This window comes from Caulobacter sp. UNC358MFTsu5.1 (genome assembly GCF_000712075.1).
GTDB lineage: Bacteria > Pseudomonadota > Alphaproteobacteria > Caulobacterales > Caulobacteraceae > Caulobacter.
The window spans coordinates 101570-121618 of record NZ_JONW01000012.1 but is presented as its reverse complement, the minus strand read 5'-3'; the positions used below and the strand labels follow the sequence as shown (position 1 = coordinate 121618).

Genomic DNA, 20049 nt, shown 5'->3' with positions numbered 1-20049 from the left:
CAGGATGCGGTCAGACCGCCAAATCCGCAACGATCGGGAGACCCGCATGACGACCGAGAACACCACCCAGGCCGCGCGAGGGGCCATGACGGCCGAATTCTGGAACACCGAGGGCGGCGAGGTCTGGGTGCGCCAGCAGGACCTGCTGGACCGGCTGAACGCCCCCATCGGCGAGGCCGTGGTCGCGCGGGCCGATCCGGGGCCGGGCAGGCGGGCGCTGGATGTCGGCTGCGGGGCGGGGGCGACGACCCTGGACATGGCCCGTCGCCTGGGGGCGGACGGGGCCTGCGTCGGCGTCGACGTCTCCGCGCCGCTGCTGGACCTGGCGCGCGAACGGGCCCGGGACCAGACGACCGGCCGGGCGGAGTTCGTCCAGGCCGACGCCCAGGACCACGCCTTCGAGGCGGGCGCGTTCGACGTGATCCTGTCGCGGTTCGGGGTGATGTTCTTCACCGACCCGGACGCGGCCTTCGCCAACCTGCGGCGGGCGTTGCGGCCCGGCGGCGCGCTGGTCTTCGCCTGCTGGCGGAGCCCGGCCGACAATCCGCTGTCCCAGGTCCCGCTGGAGGCGGCCGCGCCCTTGCTGTCGCAGCCGCCGCCGCCGCCGCGCGAGGGACCGGGTCGCTTCGCCTTCGCCGACCCGGACCACGTGCGGGGGATCCTGGACCGCAGCGGCTGGCGCGACATCGAGATCGCGCCCCTGGACGCGCCCATGCCGGCCAGCCTCGACGAGATGATGACCCTGAGCCTGGAACTGGGCCCGCTGGGCCAGATCCTGCGCCGCGAGGACGAGGCGACCCGCGCCAGGGTCACCGACGCCGTGGCCGCCCGCCTGCGCGAGGAGATGCGCGACGGCGTCGTGCCGCTGAAGGCGGCCTGCTGGCTGGTGACGGCGAGAGGGTAGGGGCCTAGTCCTTGCGGGCCTTGGCCTTGTCGCCCGTATAGACGTCCACGGCCTGCTTGGCGCCGCCGGCCTTCAGCTGGCGGATATAGGCCAGCTCGGCCTTGGCGCCGCCGTGGTCGGGCTCCAGCTCCAGCGATTTCAGATAGGCGGCCTCGGCCTCGTCCAGGCGATTGAGTTCGGTCAGGCAGAAGCCCCGGCTGCGCTCGATGCGCGCCTCGCCGTCCGGATTGGCCAGGGTGTCCAGCAGGTCCATCGGCGGCCGGGCGTCGTAGAAGGCCAGGGCCTCGGCGAAGCGGTGCTGCAGGATCAGGGCCGAGCCCTTCTCGGTGACCAGCATCAGGTTGTCTGGCTGGAAGGCCAGGCCGCGCTCCAGCCAGACCAGGGCCTCCTCGGGCTGGCGATGCTCCACCGCCAGGGTGCCCAGCAGGAAGGCGGCCGTGCCATAGGTGTTGAACACCGCGATCACCTGGCTCTGCCCCTGGCCCGCCTTGGCGGCGACGCCCGCCGCGGTCACCGTGGCGATGAGGGCGGCTTGGGAGTCGTTGACGCGGATCGTGGTCAAGCCGGGCTGGCGGTCGATCACCGGCCAGCGGGCCGGCGCGTTGGCGACCACCTTCTGCAACTGGGGAACCATCGGCTCCAGCTCGGCGAAGGAGGTCACGTGCAGGGCCTTCTCGACCACCTCGCGGTCCTTGGTCTCCTGCTTGGCGAAGGCCTTCTGGTCCAGGGCGGGCGGCGAAGCGGCCGCCTGGGCCAAGGCCTGGGCTGGCAGGGCGGCCGACGACAGAAGGGCGGCGGCGATGATCGCCTTGAAGGGGGTTCCACGCATGCGTCGTCTCCGGCAAAGCTTATGGCAAGGGTGAGCTACAGGTGTAATAAGTCAAGCCCTGCCAGGGATACGCCTCGGAACGCGCGACGACGTTTCCGCATTCCACAGCCATGCTCGCGCTCATCCTCGACCTCTCGAACATCCTCGGCGGCTTCCTGCTGGCGATCGGCCTGCTGGCCCTGATCCCCAACGCCGGCGACAACCTCGCGCGGTTCGCCGAGCGGCTGGGCCCGTTCCGCTGGATCGTCGGGGTGATCGCGCTGGTCTGCGGCGGCTTCTTCCTGATCGTCCACCTGGTCAGCGGGCCGCGCGTCTTCCACTTCGAGATCGTCGGGATCGCGGTGGGCGTGCTGCTGCTGTGGGACCGGCTGCGGGCGGGGCGGCTGGCCAATCGCGACCTGCCGGCCAGCGGGGCGCAAGGGCCGGGCCTGGTGCTGGCGGTGTTCGGGATCATCGCCATGATCGTGGGCCTGCAGGGGATCTTCACCCCCGATTGAGGCGGCGGCTATTTGACCGCCTTGGCCTGGTCTGAGGTGTAGATCTGGACCGGCTCGCTCTTGGCCACGCCCGCCCGCTTGTCGGCGATGTATTTCAGCTCGCGCAGGGCCCCGCCATGGTCCGGCTCCAGGACCAGCGACTGCTTGTAGTCGGCCTCGGCCTCGTCCAGGCGTCCCAGTTCGATCAGGGCCCAGCCCCGGGCGCGTCGCAGGCGGGCCTTGGACTTGGGATCAAAGGTGCGGTCGCCCAGGGCCAGGGTGGCGTCGTAGAGCGCCAGGGCGTCGGCCGGCCGGTTCAGCATGGCGAGGGCCGCGCCCTTCTCGGTGACGAGGTACAGATTGTCGGGCTGCAGGGCCAAGCCCTTGTCCAGCCAGGCGATCGCTTCCTCCGGCCGGCGGCGGGTGACGGCGTCGGAGCCCAGCATCAGGGCCGCCGTCGGATAGACGTTGAAGGCGGCGTCCACATAGACGGTCTTCTTCTCGGCCTTGTCGGCGCCCGCCGCCTGCAGGCCGGCCACCAGCGACAGCGCGGCGATCTCCTCGGCCCCGACGCCCCGGACGATGATGTGGCCGTTGCGCGGTTCGACCAGCGGGTAGCTGGCCGGGGCGCGGTCCAGGACCTCGCGCAGCGTCTGCAGTTGCTGGGGCGTGCGGGGCGGCGAAATCATGATGCCGCGGACGATCTTGGCGTCGGCGCGCTCCTCGGCCGTAAGCAGGGAGGGCGCCGGGGCCTGAGCCTGGGTCGGGGCCGGGGCTTGCGCCTGGCTCGCGGCCGGGGCCAGCGGGCCGGCCAGCAGCAGGGCGGCCAGGATCGTGCTGCGGACGGTCATGCGGGCCCCTAAGGCTATGCGATCCGAGGAGCTTAACCTTGGGTGGAGTCTTGGCAAGGGGCGCGCTGACGCTTCTCAATCGGCCGTTAAGGCGGCGGGCGCAGAGTTTCCCGCAATCCGCCAGCAGGGCGGAGACCAGGGAAGACCGTCATGTCCTCGACCGTGACATCCAGCTTTCGCCGCGGCCACGACCATTTCGAGCCGCAGGACACCGATCCCCAGACCCAGCGCCGCCTGCGCGGCCAGCTGGAGCAGATCGACTACACCGCCTTTGCCTCCAACACCGCCGTGATCTCGCAGGTGGTCGGCAAGAGCGACGCCGGCAAGTTCCAGCGCCTGGCGGTGGCCGCGGCCATGGCCCGGGCCCGCTGGGTGGCGGAAGCCGTGGCCATGACCGAGGGCGGGTCGGCGATCACGGCCGAGCAGACGGCGCGCCTGGCCACCCTGCGGGCCGCCTACGAGGAACTGGCCGAGGTCTACGAGGCCATGCGGCGCATGGTCGAGCGCGGCTACCTGACCTACAGCAACCCGATGGTCACCGAGGGCGGCAACGTCGTAACACGATAGTGAAATTGAAATGCGCGCATAAGTTTCATCTTGCGCTAACGTGCCGCCGCTCATTCCGAGCCGGAGGCATTGCCCATGTCGGCCTATCCCATCGCCATCTATGGCAGCGGTCTGTTTCAGGACGGTTATCCCACCCCGCCGGTGCCCTATACCCAGCAGGCCGCCCAGCTGAACGACGGGATCACCACGGTCATCCTGTGGTCGATCCACATCCACTCGGGCGGCGACCTCTATCTGAACGACACGCTGTTCGTGAGCGGCGGCGAGGTCAAATACGCCACCGACGGCAAGACCGGCGCCAATCCGGACTTCCCGGACCTGGTGAAGGCGCTGATGAGCGGCGGCAGCGTCAAGGACCTGATCGTCTCGGTCGGCGCCTGGAGCACCACCAGCGACTTCACGGCCTGGCTGGCCGCCCGCGACCAGGTGAAGGCCAACCTGGGCGCCCTGGTCTCGGCCTTCGGCGTGACCGGCGTCGATTTCGACTACGAGTCCGAGGACGGCTACACCAGCCAGGACCAGTCGATGATCGTCACCCTGACGCTCGATGTCGGGTCGCTGGGCCTCTACGCCACCTATTGTCCGTACACGGCGACCGACTTCTGGACGGGCTGCCTGACCGACGTCTACGCCCAGAACAACCAGGCCCAGATCGTCAAGTGGATGAACCTGCAGTGCTATGCGGGCGGGACGGGCAATTCGCCCACCGACTGGGCCCAGGCCGTCCAGGCGGCGGGCGAGACGGGCGTGTCCGACGCCTACGCCTTCATCGTGCCGGGCTTCGCGGTGCTGGGCGCCGACGGCTTCGGGCCCGAGGAGATGCAGCAGACCTTCCAGACCTTCGCCGGGACCGGGGTCACCGGCGGCTTCCTGTGGAACAGCAGCGGGATCTGGTCGACCGAGGCGTCGGGCGATGGTCAGCCCACGCCCGCCGACTACGCCCAGGCGATCAGCGCCGGCCTGGGCGCGACGGCCAAGCCGCGCGAGTCGGTCGAAGCCTGACGCGAAGCGGAGCGCCGACCGATCGTCGGCGCTCCGCCAAGCTGGGGATTAAGACTAGGCGGGGACCTTGTCGCCGCGATGCAGCGGGTCGGGCAGGGGATCGCCGGCCTTCACGAACTGCAGCGACACCGAATTGATGCAGTAGCGCAGCCGCGTCGGGGCCGGGCCGTCGGGGAAGACGTGGCCCTGGTGGCTGTCGCAGCGGGCGCAGCGGGTCTCGATGCGGAGCATGCCGTACGAGGTGTCGCGCACCTCCTTGACGTGTTCCTCGTCGAACGGGGCGTAGAAGCTGGGCCAGCCGGTGCCGCTCTCGAACTTGGTGCGGTACTCGAACAAGGGCAGGCCGCACTCGCGGCAGCAGTAGACGCCGGGGCTCTTCTCGCCCAGCAGGCCGCCGCAGAACGGGGCCTCGGTGCCGTGGTGCAGCAGGACGCGGGCTTCCTCGGCCGTCAGGTCGGCCTCGAGGCGCAGGCGCTCGGGCTCGGTCGGCGGGGTCAGGTCGAAGCCGGTCGTGGAGAGATGGGCTGTGTCGGTCATGAGCGGCAATATGGGCGCTCGAAGCCTTTTGCGGTAGGGGGTGATCGCCTGCTGACAGGCGCCGACGCGACGGAGCATAAGGCTGTCCTCCGCGTTCGATCCTCGTCGCCGAAAGGACCCCGCCATGACCGTCGCCGTCGCATTCCTGCAACCGGGCTGGGCCGACTGGGAGGCCGGGTCGGTGCTGTCCTACCTGCGCGAATATTGCGGGGTGCAGGTCGAGATCGCCACGCCGGACGGCGAGCCGCAGACCTCGATCGGCGGCGTTCTGGCCGCCTCGGACTACAAGTTCACCGACCCGGTGCTGTCGGACGCCGACGTCTTCCTGCTGATCGGCTCGGACGCTTGGCCCGGCTATCGCGACGAGGCCTTCGACGGCCTGCTGCGCCAGGTCCACGCCGACGGCAAGATCGTGGGCGCGATCTGCGGCGCGACCGTCGCCGTGGCCCGGGCGGGGCTGCTGGCCGGCAAGGCCCACACCTCGAACGGCGCCGAATGGCTGGCCGGCCACGCGCCGGACTATGCGGGGATCGAGGGCTATGTCGACTCGCCCAAGGCGGTGGCGGACGGCAAGATCGTCACGGCCTCGGGCCTGGCGCCGGTGACCTTCAGCGCCGCGATCGGCCGCCTGGTCGCGCCCGAGGCGGGCGCCAAGCACGACGAGTACCTGGCGCTGTTCGCGCGGGAGTTCGCGGCCTAGATTTGATCCGCTCATCCCGGCGAATGCCGGACCCAGATCCCAGAGCTGGATGGCTGATTGGAAGGGCTCAGCGGTTCTGGCGTCAGCCACACCGCCATTCCATCTGGGTCCCGGCATTCGCCGGGATGAGCGGAGTTTGGGGTTATTTCAGCGCCGCCACCCCGGCGCGAGCCACCTGGCCGTCCTGGGCGCCGGAGCCGCCCGAGGCGCCGACGGCGCCGGCGATCTTGCCGTCGATGATCAGCAGCTCGCCGCCCTCGATGGCCATCGCGCCGCTGAAGATCGAGTTCAGGGTGCCGCCCTTCACCGCCTCCTGGAAGTAGGACGTCGGCCGGCGGAAGTTGGCGCTGGTCTCGGCCTTGCGGCGGGCCACGTCGTTGGAGCCGTACTGCGTCCCGTCCATCTTCTCGCTCATCACCAGGGCGCCGTTGGGCTCGACCACCACGATCACCATGGTCCAGCCCTGCTTGCGGGCCTCGGCCTCGGCGGCGGCGACCACGGTCTTGGCCTCGGCCAGGGTGATCGTGCGGCCGTAGGCCGGGGTCGGAGCCGGCGTCGCCGGGGCGGTCTGGGCCAAGGCGGGACAGGCCGCCAGAACAGCGGCCAGGATCAGCGGGGCGAGGGCGGGGCGGAGCATCGACGGTTTCCTCTCGGGCGGCGCGACAGGCCGGTCGGGAGGGTTTCGCGATTGCGAAACGAAAACCCGTGGCTGATCGTCGCTCATTGTTTCGATCCGGCTTGGAAACCGGTGTCATGGACAATGTCACGCTGCGGCGCCGTTGCAAACCTCTGGCGGCCTGCTAGTGCCTGTCCAACGAGACAATTAGAAATGCGTAGGGAAGGGCCGGGATGTTCAAGAAGCTGCTGATCGCCAACCGGGGCGAAATCGCGGTCCGCGTGATCAAGACCTGCCGCCGCCTGGGCATCAAGACTGTGGTCGTCTATTCCGACGCCGACGCCGACAGCCTGGCCGTCGAGATGGCCGACGAGACCGTGCACATCGGCCCCGCGCCCGCCGCCCAGTCCTATCTGGTGGCCGACAAGATCATCGCCGCCTGCAAGCAGACCGGGGCCGAGGCGGTTCACCCGGGATTCGGCTTCCTGTCCGAGAACGCCGGGTTCGCCCAGCGCTGCGCCGACGAGGGCGTGGTCTTCATCGGTCCCAATCCCGGCGCCATCCAGGCCATGGGCGACAAGATCGAGAGCAAGAAGTTCGCCCAGGCCGCCGGCGTCTCCTGCGTGCCCGGCCACATCGGCGAGATCGACGACACCGCCCACGCCGTGAAGATCTCCGAGCAGATCGGCTATCCGGTCATGATCAAGGCCTCGGCCGGCGGCGGCGGCAAGGGCATCCGCGTGGCCTGGAGCCGGCAGGACGTCGAGGAGGGCTTCCCGGCCGTGCGCGCCGAGGCCAAGGCCAGCTTCGGCGACGACCGGATCTTCATCGAGAAGTTCATCGAGAGCCCGCGCCACATCGAGATCCAGGTGCTGGGCGACAAGCACGGCAACGTCGTCCACCTGTTCGAGCGGGAGTGCTCGATCCAGCGCCGCAACCAGAAGGTCATCGAGGAAGCGCCGTCGCCGCTGCTGGACGAGGCCACCCGCGCCGCCATGGGCGCCCAGGCCGTCGCCCTGGCCAAGGCCGTGAACTACGACAGCGCCGGCACGGTCGAGTTCGTGGCCGGCCAGGACAAGAGCTTCTACTTCCTGGAGATGAACACCCGCCTGCAGGTCGAGCACCCGGTCACCGAGCTGATCACGGGGCTGGATCTAGTGGAGCAGATGATCCGCTCGGCCTGGGGCGAGACGCTGGCCTTCAAGCAGGACGACCTGAAGATCAACGGCTGGGCCATCGAGAGCCGCATCTACGCCGAGGACCCGTACCGCAAGTTCCTGCCCAGCATCGGCCGCCTGGTCCGCTACGACCCGCCCGCCGAGGGCCAGCAGGACGGCTACACCGTCCGCAACGACGCCGGCGTCCGCGAGGGCGACGAGATCTCGATGTACTACGACCCGATGATCTCCAAGCTCTGCACCTGGGCCCCGACGCGCCTGGGCGCCATCGACGGCATGGGCCGGGCGCTGGAGGATTTCCACATCGAGGGCCTGGGCCAGAACATCCCGTTCCTGGCCGCGGTCATGGACCAGGAGCGCTACCGCTCGGGCAAGATCTCGACCAACTACATCAAGGACGAGTTCGCCGACGGCTTCAAAGGCGTGGACCCCACGCCCGAGCAGGTCGACGTGCTGACCGCCGTGGGCGCGGCCATGCAGCGGGTCTACGCGGCCCGGGCGCGCAATACGGATGCGGGGCTGAGCAATCCGGTGCGCACCGAATGGATCGTCGCCGTCGGCCACGCCAAGCGACGGGTGAAGCTGTCGGGCGAGGCCGAGCACCTGTCGGTCGAACTGCCCGACGAAGGCCGCACCATCGACCTGGAGACCGTCGACTGGCGTCCCGGCAAGCCGGTGTTCCTGGGCCGGCTGGACGGCAAGGCCTTCACCGTCCAGGTCACGCCGGCCGCCGAGGGCTTCACGATCCGCCACCGCGCCGCCAAGGCCAAGGTGCTGGTCCTGACCCCGCGCTCGGCCGAGCTGCACGACAAGCTGCCCGAGAAGCAGGCCGCCGACACCTCCAAGCTGGTGCTGTCGCCGATGCCGGGCCTGGTGGTCAGCATGGACGTCGTCACCGGCCAGCAGGTCCGCGAGGGCGAGGTCGTCTGCGTGCTAGAGGCCATGAAGATGCAGAACATCATCCGCGCCGAGCGCGACGGCGTCGTGAAGGTCGTCAACGCCAAGGGCGGGGACCCCGTGGCCGCCGACGAGGTGCTGGTCGAGTTCGCCTAGACATGGTCTTGTCGTCCCAGGGTAGAGCTTGGGGGATTCGATGACGTTCACGCAGAAGCTGTTCTCGTTCCAGGGACGCCTTCGCCGACGCGACTACTGGCTGCTGAGCCTGTTGCTGGTCGCGATCGCGATGGTGGCCTACGCCGTGGCGGCGGTCATGGGCGTCGAGGTCACCGGAGAGAGCGCCGAAGCGACCATCCTGCAGCTCGGTGTGAGCGCGGTGCTGATCTGGCCCAGCCTGGCCGTCGGGGTGAAGCGCTGCCATGACCGCAATCAAAGCGGCTGGTGGCTGCTGATCGAGTTCGTTCCGCTCGTCGGCGGCGTGTGGGCCCTGATCAACCTGGGCATCCTGGACGGGACCCAGGGCGTCAACCGTTTCGGCAAATCGCCGAAGGGGATAGGCGGCGAAACCGACGGCGCCCTCGCCGACGTCTTCGCCTGACGCGACGCGGGGCGGTCTCGATGAACCTTCTGCAGAAGTTCTTCAGCTTCAAGGGGCGGCTGCGCCGGCGCGACTACTGGCTGTGCAACCTGGCGCTGGGCGTGGCGATCGGGGTGATCGTCTTTCCGCTGATCATCGCCTTGAAGATCCAGCCCGAGGATCCGCGCTTCCAGGCCGCGACCCTGGTCTTCCTGTGGCCGTCGATCGCCATCCTGGTGAAGCGGATCCACGACCGCGACAAGACCGGCTGGATGGCGGCGAACTACTGGGTTCCGTCCCTGGTCTCGATGGGGCTGAGCTTCCTCTCCGACCCCGAGTTCGCCATGTGGAAGGTGTTCGTCGACATCGGAACCGGCATGGTCGGGCTGTGGTACCTGGTCGAGTTCGGCTTCATGGACGGCACCCAGGGCAAGAACGCGTACGGGCCGTCGCCCAAGGGCGTGGAGCCCACCGAGAAGGTGGCCGAGGTCTTCTCCTAGCAGAGGCCTTCCGCTGAAACGCGGCGCGGCCTAGGTTCGGGTATCGGAGTCGCTGGGGCCGGACGGGATGAACGAACGCGCGGAAGGGTGGGACCTGTTCCTGTCGGCCACGGGCCGGACCGCGCGCGGACCGTTCCTGATGGCGGCCGGAGTGCTGCTGGGCGTCGCCATCCTCTACGACGCCAGCCTGCCCGACGCCTTGCATTGGCTGACCGGCTGGCTGGTCTATCCGACCCTGGTGTTCTGCGGGGCCTGCGTGCTGTCCAAGCGGTTGCACGACCGGGGGCGGTCGGGCTGGTGGGCGGCGCTGGTGCTGATGTCGCTGGTCGCCGTCTGGCCGACGCCCAAGCACTTCCTCGACTTCCTGTTCGCCGGGATCATCGTCTGGGCGATCGTCGAGCTGGGCGTGATGCCGGGCGAGCAGGGCGCCAATCGCTACGGACCCAACCCGCTGAAGCCGGCCGCGGCGGTCTAGACTATTTGATATCCCGCTCATCCCGGCATTCGCCGGGATGAGCGGATTAAGGTCTAGACCGGCGCCTCGGCGGTCTCGATCGGCCCGAACACCCGCTGGAACGCCGCCCGCAGCGCCTCGTCCGCCTCGTCCATCGTCACCGGCAGGCCCAGGTCGACCAGGCTGGTGACGCCGTGCTCGGTCTGGCCGCACGGCACGATCCCGGAGAAGTGCTCCAGGTCCGGCTCCACGTTCAGGCTGATGCCGTGGAAGCTGACCCAGCGCCGCAGCTTGACGCCGATGGCGGCGATCTTGTCCTCGCGCGACCAGCCCGGGCCCTTGCGCTCGACCCAGACCCCGACCCGGCCCTCGCGCATCTCGCCGACCACGTTGAAGGCGGCCAGGGCGTCGATGATCCAGGCCTCCAGCGCCGCGACGAAGGCGCGCACGTCGCGTCCGCGCCTGGTCAGGTCCAGCATCACATAGGCCACCCGCTGGCCGGGGCCGTGATAGGTGAACTGGCCGCCGCGGCCGCTCTCGAACACCGGGAACCGGTCGGGCGCGATCAGGTCGGCGGGCTTGGACGAGACGCCGGCCGTGTAGAGCGGCGGATGCTCCAGCAGCCAGACCAGTTCGCCCGCCGTCCCGTCGGCGATGGCGGCCGCGCGGGCCTCCATGGCGGCAACGGCTGCCGGGTAGGGCACGTACCCGGTCGAAACCGCCCACCCCACGGGCGCGCCGTCGGGCGCTCCCAAAGACGGAAGTGTCGAATTTTCAAGGTTTAACGGGCGATCAAGCATACGGCCTTAGTCTTGCATCGGGTGGCGCGCGATCGAACGTGATCGCGTGTGAAATCCAGGGACTTACTTCGTGAGCCAGGTCAACGCCGTCAATGTCGAGATCTCCGTTCTTCTGGGACGGTCGATCCTGCCGATGCAGCAGCTGCTGCGCATGGGCCGCGGCGCGGTGATCCCGTTGGACGCCAAGACCAATGACGAGGTCTGGATCCTGGCCAACAACCACCCCATCGCCCGGGGCGAGATCCAGATCAGCGACGACCGCATCGCCATCCAGGTGACGCGCGCCGCCGACGTCTACGACTACATGGCCGGCGGGTCCTAAGGGCCGACAGAGCGCGGTTCGGGATTTCCGAACTTCGCGCTTTCCAAATCGAACTCAGTTTGCTACCTGCCGCGCCTCACCACGAGCGGTCGTGGCGGAATTGGTAGACGCGCAGCGTTGAGGTCGCTGTGGGGCAACCCGTGGAAGTTCGAGTCTTCTCGACCGCACCAAGGTGACAACGGATAGAGCGCTTCCGGCGAATTCGGTTTCCGACTCGCCGGGGGCGCTCTAACCATTTCCGGGGAAGGGCTTGGCCCTTCGCAGCATTCAGGTCACGCGCAGGACGCACGTCTTACGAGTTCAGGAGGTCCCAATGTCCCGGGAAACAACCGACCTGACAGACGATCCGCGCCACAACCTGGTCATCCCCGAACCCCAGCTGCCCGAGGATCTCGAAGACCTCGCGCTCGGCGACGACTACGCGCTCAATCCCGAATACGTCGAGATGGTCATCGACGCGGCCGACCGCGGCGACACGGCGCGTCTGCGCGAGCTGGTCCACGCGCTGGAGCCGGCCGACGTCGCCGACCTGATGGGCTTCCTGTCGGCCGGCTACCGGGAAGAGGTGATCCCGGTCCTGGACCCCGAATGGCTGGGCGAGATCATCGCCGAGCTGGACGACAACCTGCGCGAGGAAGTGCTGGAGGCGACGCCCTCGCACACCCTGGCCAAGGCGCTGGAGGAACTGGACTCCGACGACGCCGCCGACGTCATCGACGACCTGGACGAGGGCAAGCGCGCCCAGGTCCTGGCCGCCATGGACGAGGGCGACCGCGCGGCGATCGAGACGACCCTGTCCTACGAGGACGAGACGGCCGGCCGCCTGATGCAGCGCGAGTTCCTGGCCGCGCCGCAGTTCTGGACCGTGGGCCAGACCATCGACCACGTGCGCGAGAACGGCGACAACCTGCCGGAGCTGTTCTTCGACGTCTATGTGGTCGACCCGGCCTATACGCCCGTCGGCGCCCTGCCGGTCAGCCAGCTGCTGACCCACAAGCGCGAGACGCCCCTGGCCGAGATCATGGAGCCGGTGACCGAGATCACCGTCGACATGGACCAGGAAGAGGTCGCCTACATCTTCGACAAGTACCACCTGATCAGCGCGCCGGTCGTCGAGGCGGGCGGTCGGCTGGTGGGCCAGATCACCGTCGACGACATCGTCGGCGTCATCCGCGAAGAGGCGGAAGAGGACATCCTGGCCCTGGCCGGGGTGAGCGACGCCGGCCGCGACGCCAATGTCGTGGAGATCGTCAAGTCGCGCCTGCCGTGGCTGCTGCTCAACCTGGTGACCGCCACCATCGCCGTCAGCGGCGTGGCCGTGTTCCAGGGCGAGATCGCCCAGCTGGTGGCCCTGGCCATCCTGATGCCGATCGTCTCGTCCCTGGGCGGCAACGCCGGCACCCAGACCCTGGCCGTGGCCGTGCGCGCCCTGGCCAGCAAGGAGCTGACCACGGCCAACGCCCGCCGGATCATCCTGCGCGAGCTGTCGGTGGGCATCGTCAACGGCTGCACCCTGGCCCTGGTCATGGGCGGGGCGACCTATCTGTTCTTCGGTCCGGCCGACCACCACGGCAAGCTGGCGATCATCGTGGGCCTGGCCCTGATCACCAACATCTTCACCGCGGCGGTGGGCGGCATCCTGGCGCCGCTGGCCCTGGCGAAGATGGGACGCGACCCGGCGGTGTCCTCGTCGATCTTCGTGACCTTCCTGACCGACTTCACGGGCTTCTTCGCGGTCCTGCTGATCGCGGCCCTGCTGTTGCACTAAATCGGTCGAAAACGCCGTCCGTCTGGACGGCGCGGCGCGAATCCGCCACGGGCGGCGTTCATTTCATGAAAGAGGGGCCGAAAGCCCCTGCGGAACGCCAGAACGGCGCCCATCTTGCGCGGTGCACCCTGAACGCATCCGCGTCTGTCTCAAACTGGGTCATTCTAGGCGATGAAACCGCGCTATCAGGTCTCCCGCGCCGCCGTCGATCTCATCAAGAGGTTCGAAGGGTACCGGATGAAAGCCGCTCAGCTGCCCGACGGGCGCTGGACGCTGGGCTACGGCCATACCCTGACCGCGCGGGCCGGGGCGTCTGTCTCGGAACAGGACGCTGAAGCTCTGCTGCTCTACGACCTGATCACCGTGGCCCATGCGGTCAACGAGAACGTCTACGCGCCGCTGAACCAGAACCAGTTCGACGCCCTGGTCTGCTTCGCCTTCAACATCGGGACCGAGAACTTCATCCGTTCGGCGGTGCTGCGCCGCCTCAACGAGGGCGCGCCGCTGCTGGCCGCCTGCGAGATGGAGATGTGGCGCAAGGCCGACTTCGAGGGCGAGCGGATCGTCGTCGACGCCCTGGTGCGCCGCCGTTCGGCCGAGAAGACCCTGTTCCTGACGCCGACCGACGGCGGCTGGGTGGCCGCGCCCAGCTCGGTGCTGCGGCCCAAGATCGACTACGACGCCGGCAAGCTGGTGCCCAGCCAGCCGCCGGCCGCCATCACCACCTCGCTGAACGGCGACAAGGCCGTGGCCCTGCGGACGGACGGCGGGGCGACCCCGGCCCTGACCGGGAACGGACCCAGCGCCAGCGAAGTGGCCTCCGCCGCCGTCAGCGCGCGCCTCGAGGCGATCCTGCCCGATGAGACCGCCGCCGCGCCGGTCCGGCTGACGCCGCCGCAGCAGGACCTGGTCCTGCCGGAGCCGCCGGTCCTGGCCGCGACCGCCGCCGCCGCGCCGTCGCCGTTCATCTACGCCAATCCCGAACCGCCGGGCCCGATCATCGCGCCGTTCCAGCTGACGCCGGACGAGCCGGTCGCCGAGTCGGCGTTCGCGCCGCCGGCCGCCGCACCGGTCACGGAACCCGCCGCGGAGCCCGAGCCCGAGCTGTTCGAGGCCGCCCGGGCCCCGGCCGAGGCCTCGCTGTTCAATCTGGGCGGCTTCTCGACCAGCGGCGCGGTCGACCTAGCGGCCCAGGACGTGGCCCTGGCCCCGGTCCAGCCGCACGCCTTCGGCGGGATCAGCCTGCTGGTCAGCCTGGGCCTGCTGGGCCTGGCCCTGTTCGGCGGCGGCATCCTGTGGAACCTCAGCGTGGGCGCCAACGAGGGCCTGTCGCCGATCCGCATGTTCGGCTGGGGCGCCAGCGTGATCGGCATGATCTGCTTCGCCACCTCGGCCTATCTGCTGATGCGCCGGCTGGGCGATCCGGACATCCAGGACGAAGAGTAGACCTCGATCCACCGAGATCGAGAGCATGAACGCCCGCGGGTCTGCTTGATCCGCGGGCGTTTGTGCTATGGAGTCGCGCATGACGAACCAAACCGCACCCTCGATGGACTTCGCGCTGGGCGAGACGGCCGACGCGATCCGTGACACCACCGCGCGCTTCGCCGCCGACCGCATCGCGCCGATCGCCGCCAAGATCGACGAGACCAACGCCTTCCCCCGCGAGCTGTGGGTCCCGATGGGCGACCTGGGCCTGCACGGCATCACGGTCGAGGAGGAGTTCGGCGGGCTGGGCCTGGGCTATCTCGAGCACGTGATCGCCATGGAAGAGGTGAGCCGCGCCTCGGCCTCGGTGGGCCTCAGCTACGGCGCCCACTCCAACCTCTGCGTCAACCAGATCCGCCGCTGGGCGAACCCCGAGCAGAAGCAGCGCTACCTGCCCAAGCTGATCAGCGGCGAGCACGTCGGCTCGCTGGCCATGAGCGAGGCCGGTTCGGGCTCGGACGTGGTGTCGATGAAGCTGAAGGCCGAACAGGTCGGCGACCGCTACGTGCTGAACGGCGCCAAGTTCTGGATCACCAACGCCCCGCACGCCGACACGCTGGTGGTCTACGCCAAGACGGACGAGCGCCGCATCACCGCCTTCCTGATCGAGAAGGGCATGAAGGGCTTCAGCGTCAGCAAGAAGCTGGACAAGATGGGCATGCGCGGGTCGGACACCGCCGAGCTGGTGTTCGAGGACTGCGAAGTGCCCGAGGAGAACGTGCTGGGCCCGGTGGGCGGCGGCGTGGGCGTGCTGATGAGCGGCCTGGACTACGAGCGCGCCGTGCTGTCGGCCGGGCCGCTGGGCATCATGCAGGCCTGCCTGGACGTGGTGCTGCCCTATGTCCGCGAGCGCAAGCAGTTCGGCCAGGCCATCGGCTCGTTCCAGCTGATGCAGGGCAAGATCGCCGACATGTACGTGGCCCTGAACTCGGCCCGGGCCTATGTCTACGCCGTGGCGCGGGCCTGCGACGCGGGCAAGACCACGCGGTTCGACGCGGCGGGCGCGATCCTGATGGCCTCGGAGAACGCGGTGAAGGTGTCGCTGGAGGCCATCCAGGCCCTGGGCGGCGCGGGCTACACCAAGGAATGGCCGGTCGAGCGCTTCATGCGCGACGCCAAGCTCTACGACATCGGCGCGGGGACGAACGAAATCCGGCGGTTCCTGATCGGGCGGGAGCTGGTGGGGGCGTAAAGACAGCCCACGCAGGCCCTCCCCCTGTGGGGGAGGCGATCGCGCAGCGATCGGTGGGGGGAGTTTAGGATAGTCGGTCTGGGAGGCGGAGCGATCCGATCACTCCCCCCTCCGTCGGCTTCACCGACACCTCCCCCACAGGGGGAGGACCTAGGTGGTTCATAATGCAAGGGCCGCCCCGATTGCTCGGGGCGGCCCTCCATCGTCGTAGCCGCGTCGCGGCGTGACTTTGAACCTTAGGCGTTCAACGCCTTCAGTTGGAAACCTCGTTCTTAAGGCTCCAGGTCACTCGCGACCTCGGTTGGAGACAATGAGACACTGGTCACCTCCTTTCAGTTGTTGAACAACACAAGAGGAATATGGGCGCCGATCGGCCGTTGTGCAAAGGGGCAAAGTCGCGACGGGACGTCGCGGGCGCCGAATGCTTGATCGGAAGGCGGAAGAGGCGTGGCGTGGGGGAGGGCACTCCCGGGTCGCGCAAAGGGGGGATATGCGCGACCCGGGGCCGCATCATCCCGGTCGGGCTAGAGGGCGCGCACGACCAGGACGATGAGGGTCCAAAGACCGAGGTTGAGGCCCAGCATGCCCAGGCGATGCACATTCACGGCCGGGGACTTGGCGGCGACGGCGACGGCGGTGGCGACGGCGGAGCGGTTCACTTCGGTTTCCATCCTGCGGCGCGGTTGATCAGCGCCTTAACCAAAAGATAGGGAAGGGCGGCCTCTGCTCCCATGCGACAAAGTCGACGGATCGGTGCAAATGAGCGGACCGATTGTCGCAGTTCTTGCACGGAGGGCCGGATGCCGGTCTGGGATCCCGACGTCTACCAGCGCTACAAGGCCTATCGCGACCGGCCGGCCCTGGACCTGATGCTGCAGATCCCGCGCGACCTGGAGCCGCGCGAGGTCTGGGACCTGGGCTGCGGGACCGGCGAGCACGCGGCACTGCTGAAGGCCCGTCACCCCCAGGCCCAGGTGCACGGCCTGGACTCCAGCCCCGAGATGCTGGCCCGGGGCAGGGCGATGCGGGCCGACATCGACTGGGTGCTGGGCGACATCGCGACCTTCGCGCCCGAGGTCCCGCCCGACCTGATCTTCACCAACGCCGCCCTGCAGTGGGTGGACGGGCACGAGGCCCTGTTCCCGCGCCTGATGGGCCTGCTGGCGCCCGGCGGCGTCTTCGCCTGCCAGATCCCCGTGGTGGCCGACGACGGCTGGCGGCGCAGCCTGCGCGAGACGGCGCTGGACGGGCCGTGGGCGTCGCGCCTGGCCGACATCGAACGCGTGCGCTCGGGCGTCGATCCGCGGCCCTATCACGACTGGTTGTCGCCGCTGAGCGAAGACCTCGACATCTGGGTGACCACCTATGTCCACGCCCTGGGCGGCGACGACCCGATCGTCGACTGGACCTCGGGGACCAGCCTGCGGCCGTATCTGGAGGCCCTGGGCGACCCGGCCGAGCGCGCGGCGTTCCTGGCGGCCTGGCGCGAACGGCTGGCGGTCGACTATCCGCGCCGCGAGGACGGCGTGACCCTGTTCCCGTTCACCCGCCTGTTCGTGGTCGCGCGGCGCTGGTGAGGGGGCGAATGGCCCTCGCCAAAAGACAGACGTCCGCCCAATAGGGCGGTCTGTCCCGATTAATTTTGGGGATGACGCTGTCGGTCGTTGCCTTAACGAGGGACTTTGAAGCTGATCGGGATCGTCGCGCGGCCCTTGATCACGAGTGGGCCGTTGGGATCCATCCGCAGGATTTTGGACATTCTGAGCGCCGCATCGCCGAAGCCGTAATCGACCGGGGTTTCAGAGGCGACGGTGCACTCCTCCAGCTTTCGCTCCGAAGTTATGGCGCAGTCGAGAACGACCTTGCCGTTGACCTCAAAGCGTTGCGCCTTGTCTGGATAGAATTGCGGCGGAGCGTCTGTGGCGGACGGCGCCGATGCATCCGCCTGAGGCTGAGGCTGAGGCTGAGGCTGAGGATGGGCTTGGCCGGAGGCCGCAACGGCCCAAAACATTGTCGCAGTGAGAAGCTTCCGCATCGTGAACTCCACCTTGTGTGGAGTGAACTTAACATTGGCGCTTGGCGCGTTGGCTAGACCTGCCAGCGCAAAAAGCGGACCCATCGAACTTCGCCCTTGGGGTGGTTGTCGGTCATTGCAGCTCAACACCAATACCGATCATCCCCGCGAACGCGGGGATCCAAGCCGAACCTGAACGCCAAAGGCGCCGGATGATCCCGGCGCCGTTTGGATCCCGCTTTCGCGGGGATGATCGGTAATCTTGAAGATCAGCAACGGGTGGAAGGCGGCCCTCGAAACCCCTCTCTCTTTGAGAGAGGGAGGGGCCCGCCGCGAAGCGGTGGGAGGGTGAGTGGTTTCACCGCCGGCCGGCAAACCCCACGACGTTCAAACTCGCTTTCGAGGCGTCGGAAGAAGCACGCCATGCTTACCCGTCGTGAATCTGGCGAACAATCGAACTCCTGCTGAACAACCGCACCCCATTCGGAGAGAGTGTAACCACTCACCCTCCCATGGCTTCGCCATGGGCCCCTCCCTCTCTCAAAGAGAGAGGGGTTCGGTGGGCGTCCTTCAACGTCAGCTACAGGTCGAAAGCAGAAACTAACGCCGCCCTTGGGCCTCGGAGAGCTCACTCAGGCTCGGCCGGCGGCGCAGCTCGGTCACCGGCTTGCCCAGGCTGTCGATGGCCAGGGCGGCGGCGGCGCGCCCGGCGGCGACGGCGGGCGCGAAGGCCTTCCAGTCGCGGATGTCGATCTCGTTGAGCTTGGGCGTGATCAGGACGTCGGTGGCCTCGCGGCTGGCCGCCAGGTCGCGCCCGGTCGAGACCGTGGCCGCCCGCATCAGCAGGGCCACGATCGGCGGCCCCTTGCGCCACTCGCCCGACCAGAACCAGCGCCACAGCGAGGCGGGACGATGCACGTCCTCGGCGGTGATGCTGCGGCCGCGCGTGACGTCCACCCCGACGATCGGTCCCAGCTGGAAGGCGCGCATGACGTCGGCGGGGAAGTTCTTCATCACCGCTCCGTCGACCAGCACCGAATGGCCGTCGGCCACCGGCGGCAGCACGCCGGGCAGCGAGATCGAGGCCCGCAGGGCGTCCTTCAGCACGCCCTGGCGGTGCAGGTGATAGGCGCCCGAGGTCAGGTTCGACGACACGCAGAAGAACGGCAGCCACAGGTCGGCGATCTCGATGTCGTCGAAATGCTCGTCCAGCCGCGCCTTGACCTTCAGGCCCTGGGTCATGGCGACCAGGGGGAAGGCGATGTCGTCCAGCGGGCTGGTCTCGACGAAGGCCTTGCGGATGCGGGTCTCCATCTCGCCGTCGTCCCAGCCCATGGCCAGGCCGGCCGCCACGACCGCGCCCATCGAGGCGCCGCCGACGAAGTCGATCGGCACGCCGCGCTCGCGCAGGGCCTGGATCGCGCCGACATGGGCGTAGGCCCGCGCCCCGCCGCCCGACAGCACCAGGCCCACCGACTGGCCGGTCAGCACCCGCGCCATCCGCTCGACGTCGGCCATGCCGTTCTCGCGCAAATGGAACAGGCGGGCGGCCTGGGTGGCGTTCAGCCATTCGCCCGAGCCCTTGGGGTGGGTGACGTTGGCCGGCTGCAGCAGGATCAGGTCGACCAGCCGCTGGTCCTGCAGCGGGCCCGAGGCGTAGGACGGGATCACCGCCGGCGGCTTGCGGTCGCCCAGGCCGACGCGGAACAGCCGGTCCACCTGGCGACCGACCACGTGCTTCCAGGCGGTCTCCTCGGCCTCGGCGACGTAGAGGACGAAGTCGTGCCGGCGCTCGACGCCGCTGAACCACTCGGTCGGGGCCAACAGGGATTCGGCGCCCTCGACGGTGACCGAATAGCCCAGGCCCGAAATGGCGTGGGCGATCCGCTCCACGACCGGCCGGATCGCCTTGCCGGGCTCGACCGCGATGAAGCCGTAGACCGACGGGTCGCCGATCGAGGCGTGGGCGCCGGCGTTGCGGGCCCGCCGGATCATCAGCCGCGACAGCTCGATCATCACGTCGGGATCGCGTTCGACGGCCTCGAAGAAGGCGGCGCGGGGCAGGGCCAGGATTTCCGAATCGCGCAGGGCCACCAGGTTGGCCGAGTGGGGCGCGCCGGCGATCATCGCCATCTCGCCCGCCGGCTCGCCGGGGCGGATCACGCCCAGGAACTGCGGCTCCTGACCTTCCTCGCGTCGAAACGCGCCCAGCCGGCCGGTGCGGAGGAAGTAGAGATAGTCCGCCGCCTCGCCGGGCGCGTACAGTGTCGCGCCGCCCGGCAAGGAGAACCAGGCGGCGTCGCCTTCGCGGTGCTCTTGCGCGAACAGGCGGGCCAGGGCCGTATCGGCCATGAAGTCGGGCAGGGTGACCACGACC

The 20049-nt window shown here is 68.9% G+C and carries 22 protein-coding genes and 1 tRNA gene; 15 read left to right on the top strand and 8 right to left on the bottom strand.

What is annotated here, in order from left to right; translation table 11 throughout:
* Positions 1–46 precede the first annotated feature (46 nt).
* Positions 47–904: a class I SAM-dependent methyltransferase gene (locus BR39_RS0123195; RefSeq protein ID WP_081916961.1), complete on the top strand. Its 858-nt coding sequence runs from the start codon at positions 47–49 to the stop codon at positions 902–904.
* A gap of 4 nt (positions 905–908) precedes the next feature.
* On the opposite strand, the gene BR39_RS0123190 is transcribed toward BR39_RS0123195, so the two are convergent.
* The gene (locus tag BR39_RS0123190; protein WP_029916655.1) at positions 909–1733 is read right to left on the bottom strand and encodes a hypothetical protein; all 825 of its coding nucleotides are present in this window, start codon (positions 1731–1733) and stop codon (positions 909–911) included.
* Between the two features lie 110 nt (positions 1734–1843).
* On the opposite strand from BR39_RS0123190, the gene BR39_RS0123185 reads away from it, so the two are divergent.
* The gene (locus BR39_RS0123185) at positions 1844–2230 is read left to right on the top strand and encodes a hypothetical protein (RefSeq protein ID WP_029916654.1); all 387 of its coding nucleotides are present in this window, start codon (positions 1844–1846) and stop codon (positions 2228–2230) included.
* An 8-nt stretch (positions 2231–2238) separates the two neighbouring features.
* On the opposite strand, the gene BR39_RS0123180 is transcribed toward BR39_RS0123185, so the two are convergent.
* Positions 2239–3060: a tetratricopeptide repeat protein gene (locus BR39_RS0123180; RefSeq protein ID WP_029916653.1), complete on the bottom strand. Its 822-nt coding sequence runs from the start codon at positions 3058–3060 to the stop codon at positions 2239–2241.
* 150 nt (positions 3061–3210) lie between these two features.
* Here BR39_RS0123180 and BR39_RS0123175 point away from each other — a divergent pair, with 150 nt between their 5' ends.
* Positions 3211–3627: a hypothetical protein gene (locus BR39_RS0123175; RefSeq protein ID WP_029916652.1), complete on the top strand. Its 417-nt coding sequence runs from the start codon at positions 3211–3213 to the stop codon at positions 3625–3627.
* Between the two features lie 75 nt (positions 3628–3702).
* Entirely contained in the window at positions 3703–4629 is a 927-nt protein-coding gene (locus BR39_RS0123170; protein WP_029916651.1) for a hypothetical protein, read from the top strand.
* A gap of 54 nt (positions 4630–4683) precedes the next feature.
* On the opposite strand, the gene msrB is transcribed toward BR39_RS0123170, so the two are convergent.
* Entirely contained in the window at positions 4684–5166 is a 483-nt protein-coding gene (msrB, locus tag BR39_RS0123165; protein WP_029916648.1) for a peptide-methionine (R)-S-oxide reductase MsrB, read from the bottom strand.
* Between the two features lie 124 nt (positions 5167–5290).
* Between msrB and BR39_RS0123160 the strand changes: the two genes are divergently transcribed.
* On the top strand, positions 5291–5866 hold the full coding sequence (locus BR39_RS0123160; RefSeq protein ID WP_029916646.1) for a DJ-1/PfpI family protein: 576 nt from the start codon (positions 5291–5293) through the stop codon (positions 5864–5866).
* A gap of 142 nt (positions 5867–6008) precedes the next feature.
* Here BR39_RS0123160 and BR39_RS0123155 read toward each other — a convergent pair whose 3' ends face one another.
* Positions 6009–6503, bottom strand: a complete 495-nt coding sequence (locus BR39_RS0123155; protein WP_029916645.1) for a heme-binding protein — start codon at positions 6501–6503, stop codon at positions 6009–6011.
* Between the two features lie 212 nt (positions 6504–6715).
* On the opposite strand from BR39_RS0123155, the gene BR39_RS0123150 reads away from it, so the two are divergent.
* From BR39_RS0123150 to BR39_RS0123135, 4 genes are all read left to right on the top strand, one after another.
* The gene (locus BR39_RS0123150) at positions 6716–8713 is read left to right on the top strand and encodes an acetyl/propionyl/methylcrotonyl-CoA carboxylase subunit alpha (protein WP_029916643.1); all 1998 of its coding nucleotides are present in this window, start codon (positions 6716–6718) and stop codon (positions 8711–8713) included.
* 40 nt (positions 8714–8753) lie between these two features.
* On the top strand, positions 8754–9155 hold the full coding sequence (locus BR39_RS0123145) for a DUF805 domain-containing protein (protein ID WP_029916642.1): 402 nt from the start codon (positions 8754–8756) through the stop codon (positions 9153–9155).
* A 20-nt stretch (positions 9156–9175) separates the two neighbouring features.
* The gene (locus BR39_RS0123140; protein WP_029916639.1) at positions 9176–9634 is read left to right on the top strand and encodes a DUF805 domain-containing protein; all 459 of its coding nucleotides are present in this window, start codon (positions 9176–9178) and stop codon (positions 9632–9634) included.
* Between the two features lie 67 nt (positions 9635–9701).
* Positions 9702–10109: a DUF805 domain-containing protein gene (locus BR39_RS0123135; protein ID WP_029916637.1), complete on the top strand. Its 408-nt coding sequence runs from the start codon at positions 9702–9704 to the stop codon at positions 10107–10109.
* Between the two features lie 53 nt (positions 10110–10162).
* Here the strand turns inward: BR39_RS0123135 and lipB are convergent, their stop codons facing one another.
* Positions 10163–10888, bottom strand: coding sequence for a lipoyl(octanoyl) transferase LipB (gene lipB, locus BR39_RS0123130; protein ID WP_029916636.1), 726 nt, complete (start codon positions 10886–10888; stop codon positions 10163–10165).
* 70 nt (positions 10889–10958) lie between these two features.
* On the opposite strand from lipB, the gene BR39_RS0123125 reads away from it, so the two are divergent.
* The 5 genes from BR39_RS0123125 to BR39_RS0123105 all read left to right on the top strand — a co-directional run bounded on the left by BR39_RS0123125 (position 10959) and on the right by BR39_RS0123105 (position 15658).
* Positions 10959–11210 (top strand): FliM/FliN family flagellar motor switch protein, encoded by a 252-nt coding sequence (locus BR39_RS0123125; protein ID WP_012287186.1) that lies wholly within the window; start codon positions 10959–10961, stop codon positions 11208–11210.
* Between the two features lie 85 nt (positions 11211–11295).
* Positions 11296–11380 (top strand) — tRNA-Leu (locus BR39_RS0123120).
* 143 nt (positions 11381–11523) lie between these two features.
* Positions 11524–12978, top strand: coding sequence for a magnesium transporter (gene mgtE / locus BR39_RS0123115; protein WP_029916635.1), 1455 nt, complete (start codon positions 11524–11526; stop codon positions 12976–12978).
* 237 nt (positions 12979–13215) lie between these two features.
* Complete coding sequence (gene spmX / locus BR39_RS0123110; RefSeq protein WP_369795676.1) at positions 13216–14424, top strand: lysozyme-family localization factor SpmX; 1209 nt, start codon at positions 13216–13218, stop codon at positions 14422–14424.
* Positions 14425–14503: 79 nt separating this feature from the next.
* Positions 14504–15658, top strand: a complete 1155-nt coding sequence (locus BR39_RS0123105; protein WP_029916633.1) for an isovaleryl-CoA dehydrogenase — start codon at positions 14504–14506, stop codon at positions 15656–15658.
* 524 nt (positions 15659–16182) lie between these two features.
* Here the strand turns inward: BR39_RS0123105 and BR39_RS27315 are convergent.
* A complete protein-coding gene (locus BR39_RS27315; protein WP_255347307.1) occupies positions 16183–16317 on the bottom strand; it encodes a hypothetical protein in 135 nt (44 codons plus the stop codon).
* 141 nt (positions 16318–16458) lie between these two features.
* Here BR39_RS27315 and BR39_RS0123095 point away from each other — a divergent pair, with 141 nt between their 5' ends.
* Positions 16459–17235: a methyltransferase domain-containing protein gene (locus BR39_RS0123095; RefSeq protein WP_029916632.1), complete on the top strand. Its 777-nt coding sequence runs from the start codon at positions 16459–16461 to the stop codon at positions 17233–17235.
* Positions 17236–17327: 92 nt separating this feature from the next.
* Here BR39_RS0123095 and BR39_RS26285 read toward each other — a convergent pair whose 3' ends face one another.
* Entirely contained in the window at positions 17328–17693 is a 366-nt protein-coding gene (locus tag BR39_RS26285; protein ID WP_197026751.1) for a TonB family protein, read from the bottom strand.
* A 579-nt stretch (positions 17694–18272) separates the two neighbouring features.
* Positions 18273–20024 (bottom strand): patatin-like phospholipase family protein, encoded by a 1752-nt coding sequence (locus BR39_RS0123090; RefSeq protein WP_156035879.1) that lies wholly within the window; start codon positions 20022–20024, stop codon positions 18273–18275.
* Between the last annotated feature and the right edge of the window lie 25 nt (positions 20025–20049).

What these genes read in the sequence shown, in the direction of transcription:
- BR39_RS0123175 (WP_029916652.1), top strand. Translation starts at nt 3,211, where the DNA reads ATGTCCTCGACCGTGACATCCAGCTTTCGCCGCGGCCACGACCATTTC.
- BR39_RS0123135 (WP_029916637.1), top strand. Translation starts at nt 9,702, where the DNA reads ATGAACGAACGCGCGGAAGGGTGGGACCTGTTCCTGTCGGCCACGGGC.
- BR39_RS0123140 (WP_029916639.1), top strand. Translation starts at nt 9,176, where the DNA reads ATGAACCTTCTGCAGAAGTTCTTCAGCTTCAAGGGGCGGCTGCGCCGG.
- spmX (WP_369795676.1), top strand. Translation starts at nt 13,216, where the DNA reads ATGAAAGCCGCTCAGCTGCCCGACGGGCGCTGGACGCTGGGCTACGGC.
- mgtE (WP_029916635.1), top strand. Translation starts at nt 11,524, where the DNA reads ATGTCCCGGGAAACAACCGACCTGACAGACGATCCGCGCCACAACCTG.
- BR39_RS0123195 (WP_081916961.1), top strand. Translation starts at nt 47, where the DNA reads ATGACGACCGAGAACACCACCCAGGCCGCGCGAGGGGCCATGACGGCC.
- lipB (WP_029916636.1), bottom strand. Translation starts at nt 10,888, where the DNA reads ATGCTTGATCGCCCGTTAAACCTTGAAAATTCGACACTTCCGTCTTTG.
- BR39_RS0123090 (WP_156035879.1), bottom strand. Translation starts at nt 20,024, where the DNA reads ATGGCCGATACGGCCCTGGCCCGCCTGTTCGCGCAAGAGCACCGCGAA.
- BR39_RS0123155 (WP_029916645.1), bottom strand. Translation starts at nt 6,503, where the DNA reads ATGCTCCGCCCCGCCCTCGCCCCGCTGATCCTGGCCGCTGTTCTGGCG.
- BR39_RS0123150 (WP_029916643.1), top strand. Translation starts at nt 6,716, where the DNA reads ATGTTCAAGAAGCTGCTGATCGCCAACCGGGGCGAAATCGCGGTCCGC.
- BR39_RS0123095 (WP_029916632.1), top strand. Translation starts at nt 16,459, where the DNA reads ATGCCGGTCTGGGATCCCGACGTCTACCAGCGCTACAAGGCCTATCGC.
- BR39_RS0123145 (WP_029916642.1), top strand. Translation starts at nt 8,754, where the DNA reads ATGACGTTCACGCAGAAGCTGTTCTCGTTCCAGGGACGCCTTCGCCGA.
- msrB (WP_029916648.1), bottom strand. Translation starts at nt 5,166, where the DNA reads ATGACCGACACAGCCCATCTCTCCACGACCGGCTTCGACCTGACCCCG.
- BR39_RS0123105 (WP_029916633.1), top strand. Translation starts at nt 14,504, where the DNA reads ATGACGAACCAAACCGCACCCTCGATGGACTTCGCGCTGGGCGAGACG.
- BR39_RS0123160 (WP_029916646.1), top strand. Translation starts at nt 5,291, where the DNA reads ATGACCGTCGCCGTCGCATTCCTGCAACCGGGCTGGGCCGACTGGGAG.
- BR39_RS0123180 (WP_029916653.1), bottom strand. Translation starts at nt 3,060, where the DNA reads ATGACCGTCCGCAGCACGATCCTGGCCGCCCTGCTGCTGGCCGGCCCG.
- BR39_RS26285 (WP_197026751.1), bottom strand. Translation starts at nt 17,693, where the DNA reads ATGCGGAAGCTTCTCACTGCGACAATGTTTTGGGCCGTTGCGGCCTCC.
- BR39_RS0123190 (WP_029916655.1), bottom strand. Translation starts at nt 1,733, where the DNA reads ATGCGTGGAACCCCCTTCAAGGCGATCATCGCCGCCGCCCTTCTGTCG.
- BR39_RS0123185 (WP_029916654.1), top strand. Translation starts at nt 1,844, where the DNA reads ATGCTCGCGCTCATCCTCGACCTCTCGAACATCCTCGGCGGCTTCCTG.
- BR39_RS0123170 (WP_029916651.1), top strand. Translation starts at nt 3,703, where the DNA reads ATGTCGGCCTATCCCATCGCCATCTATGGCAGCGGTCTGTTTCAGGAC.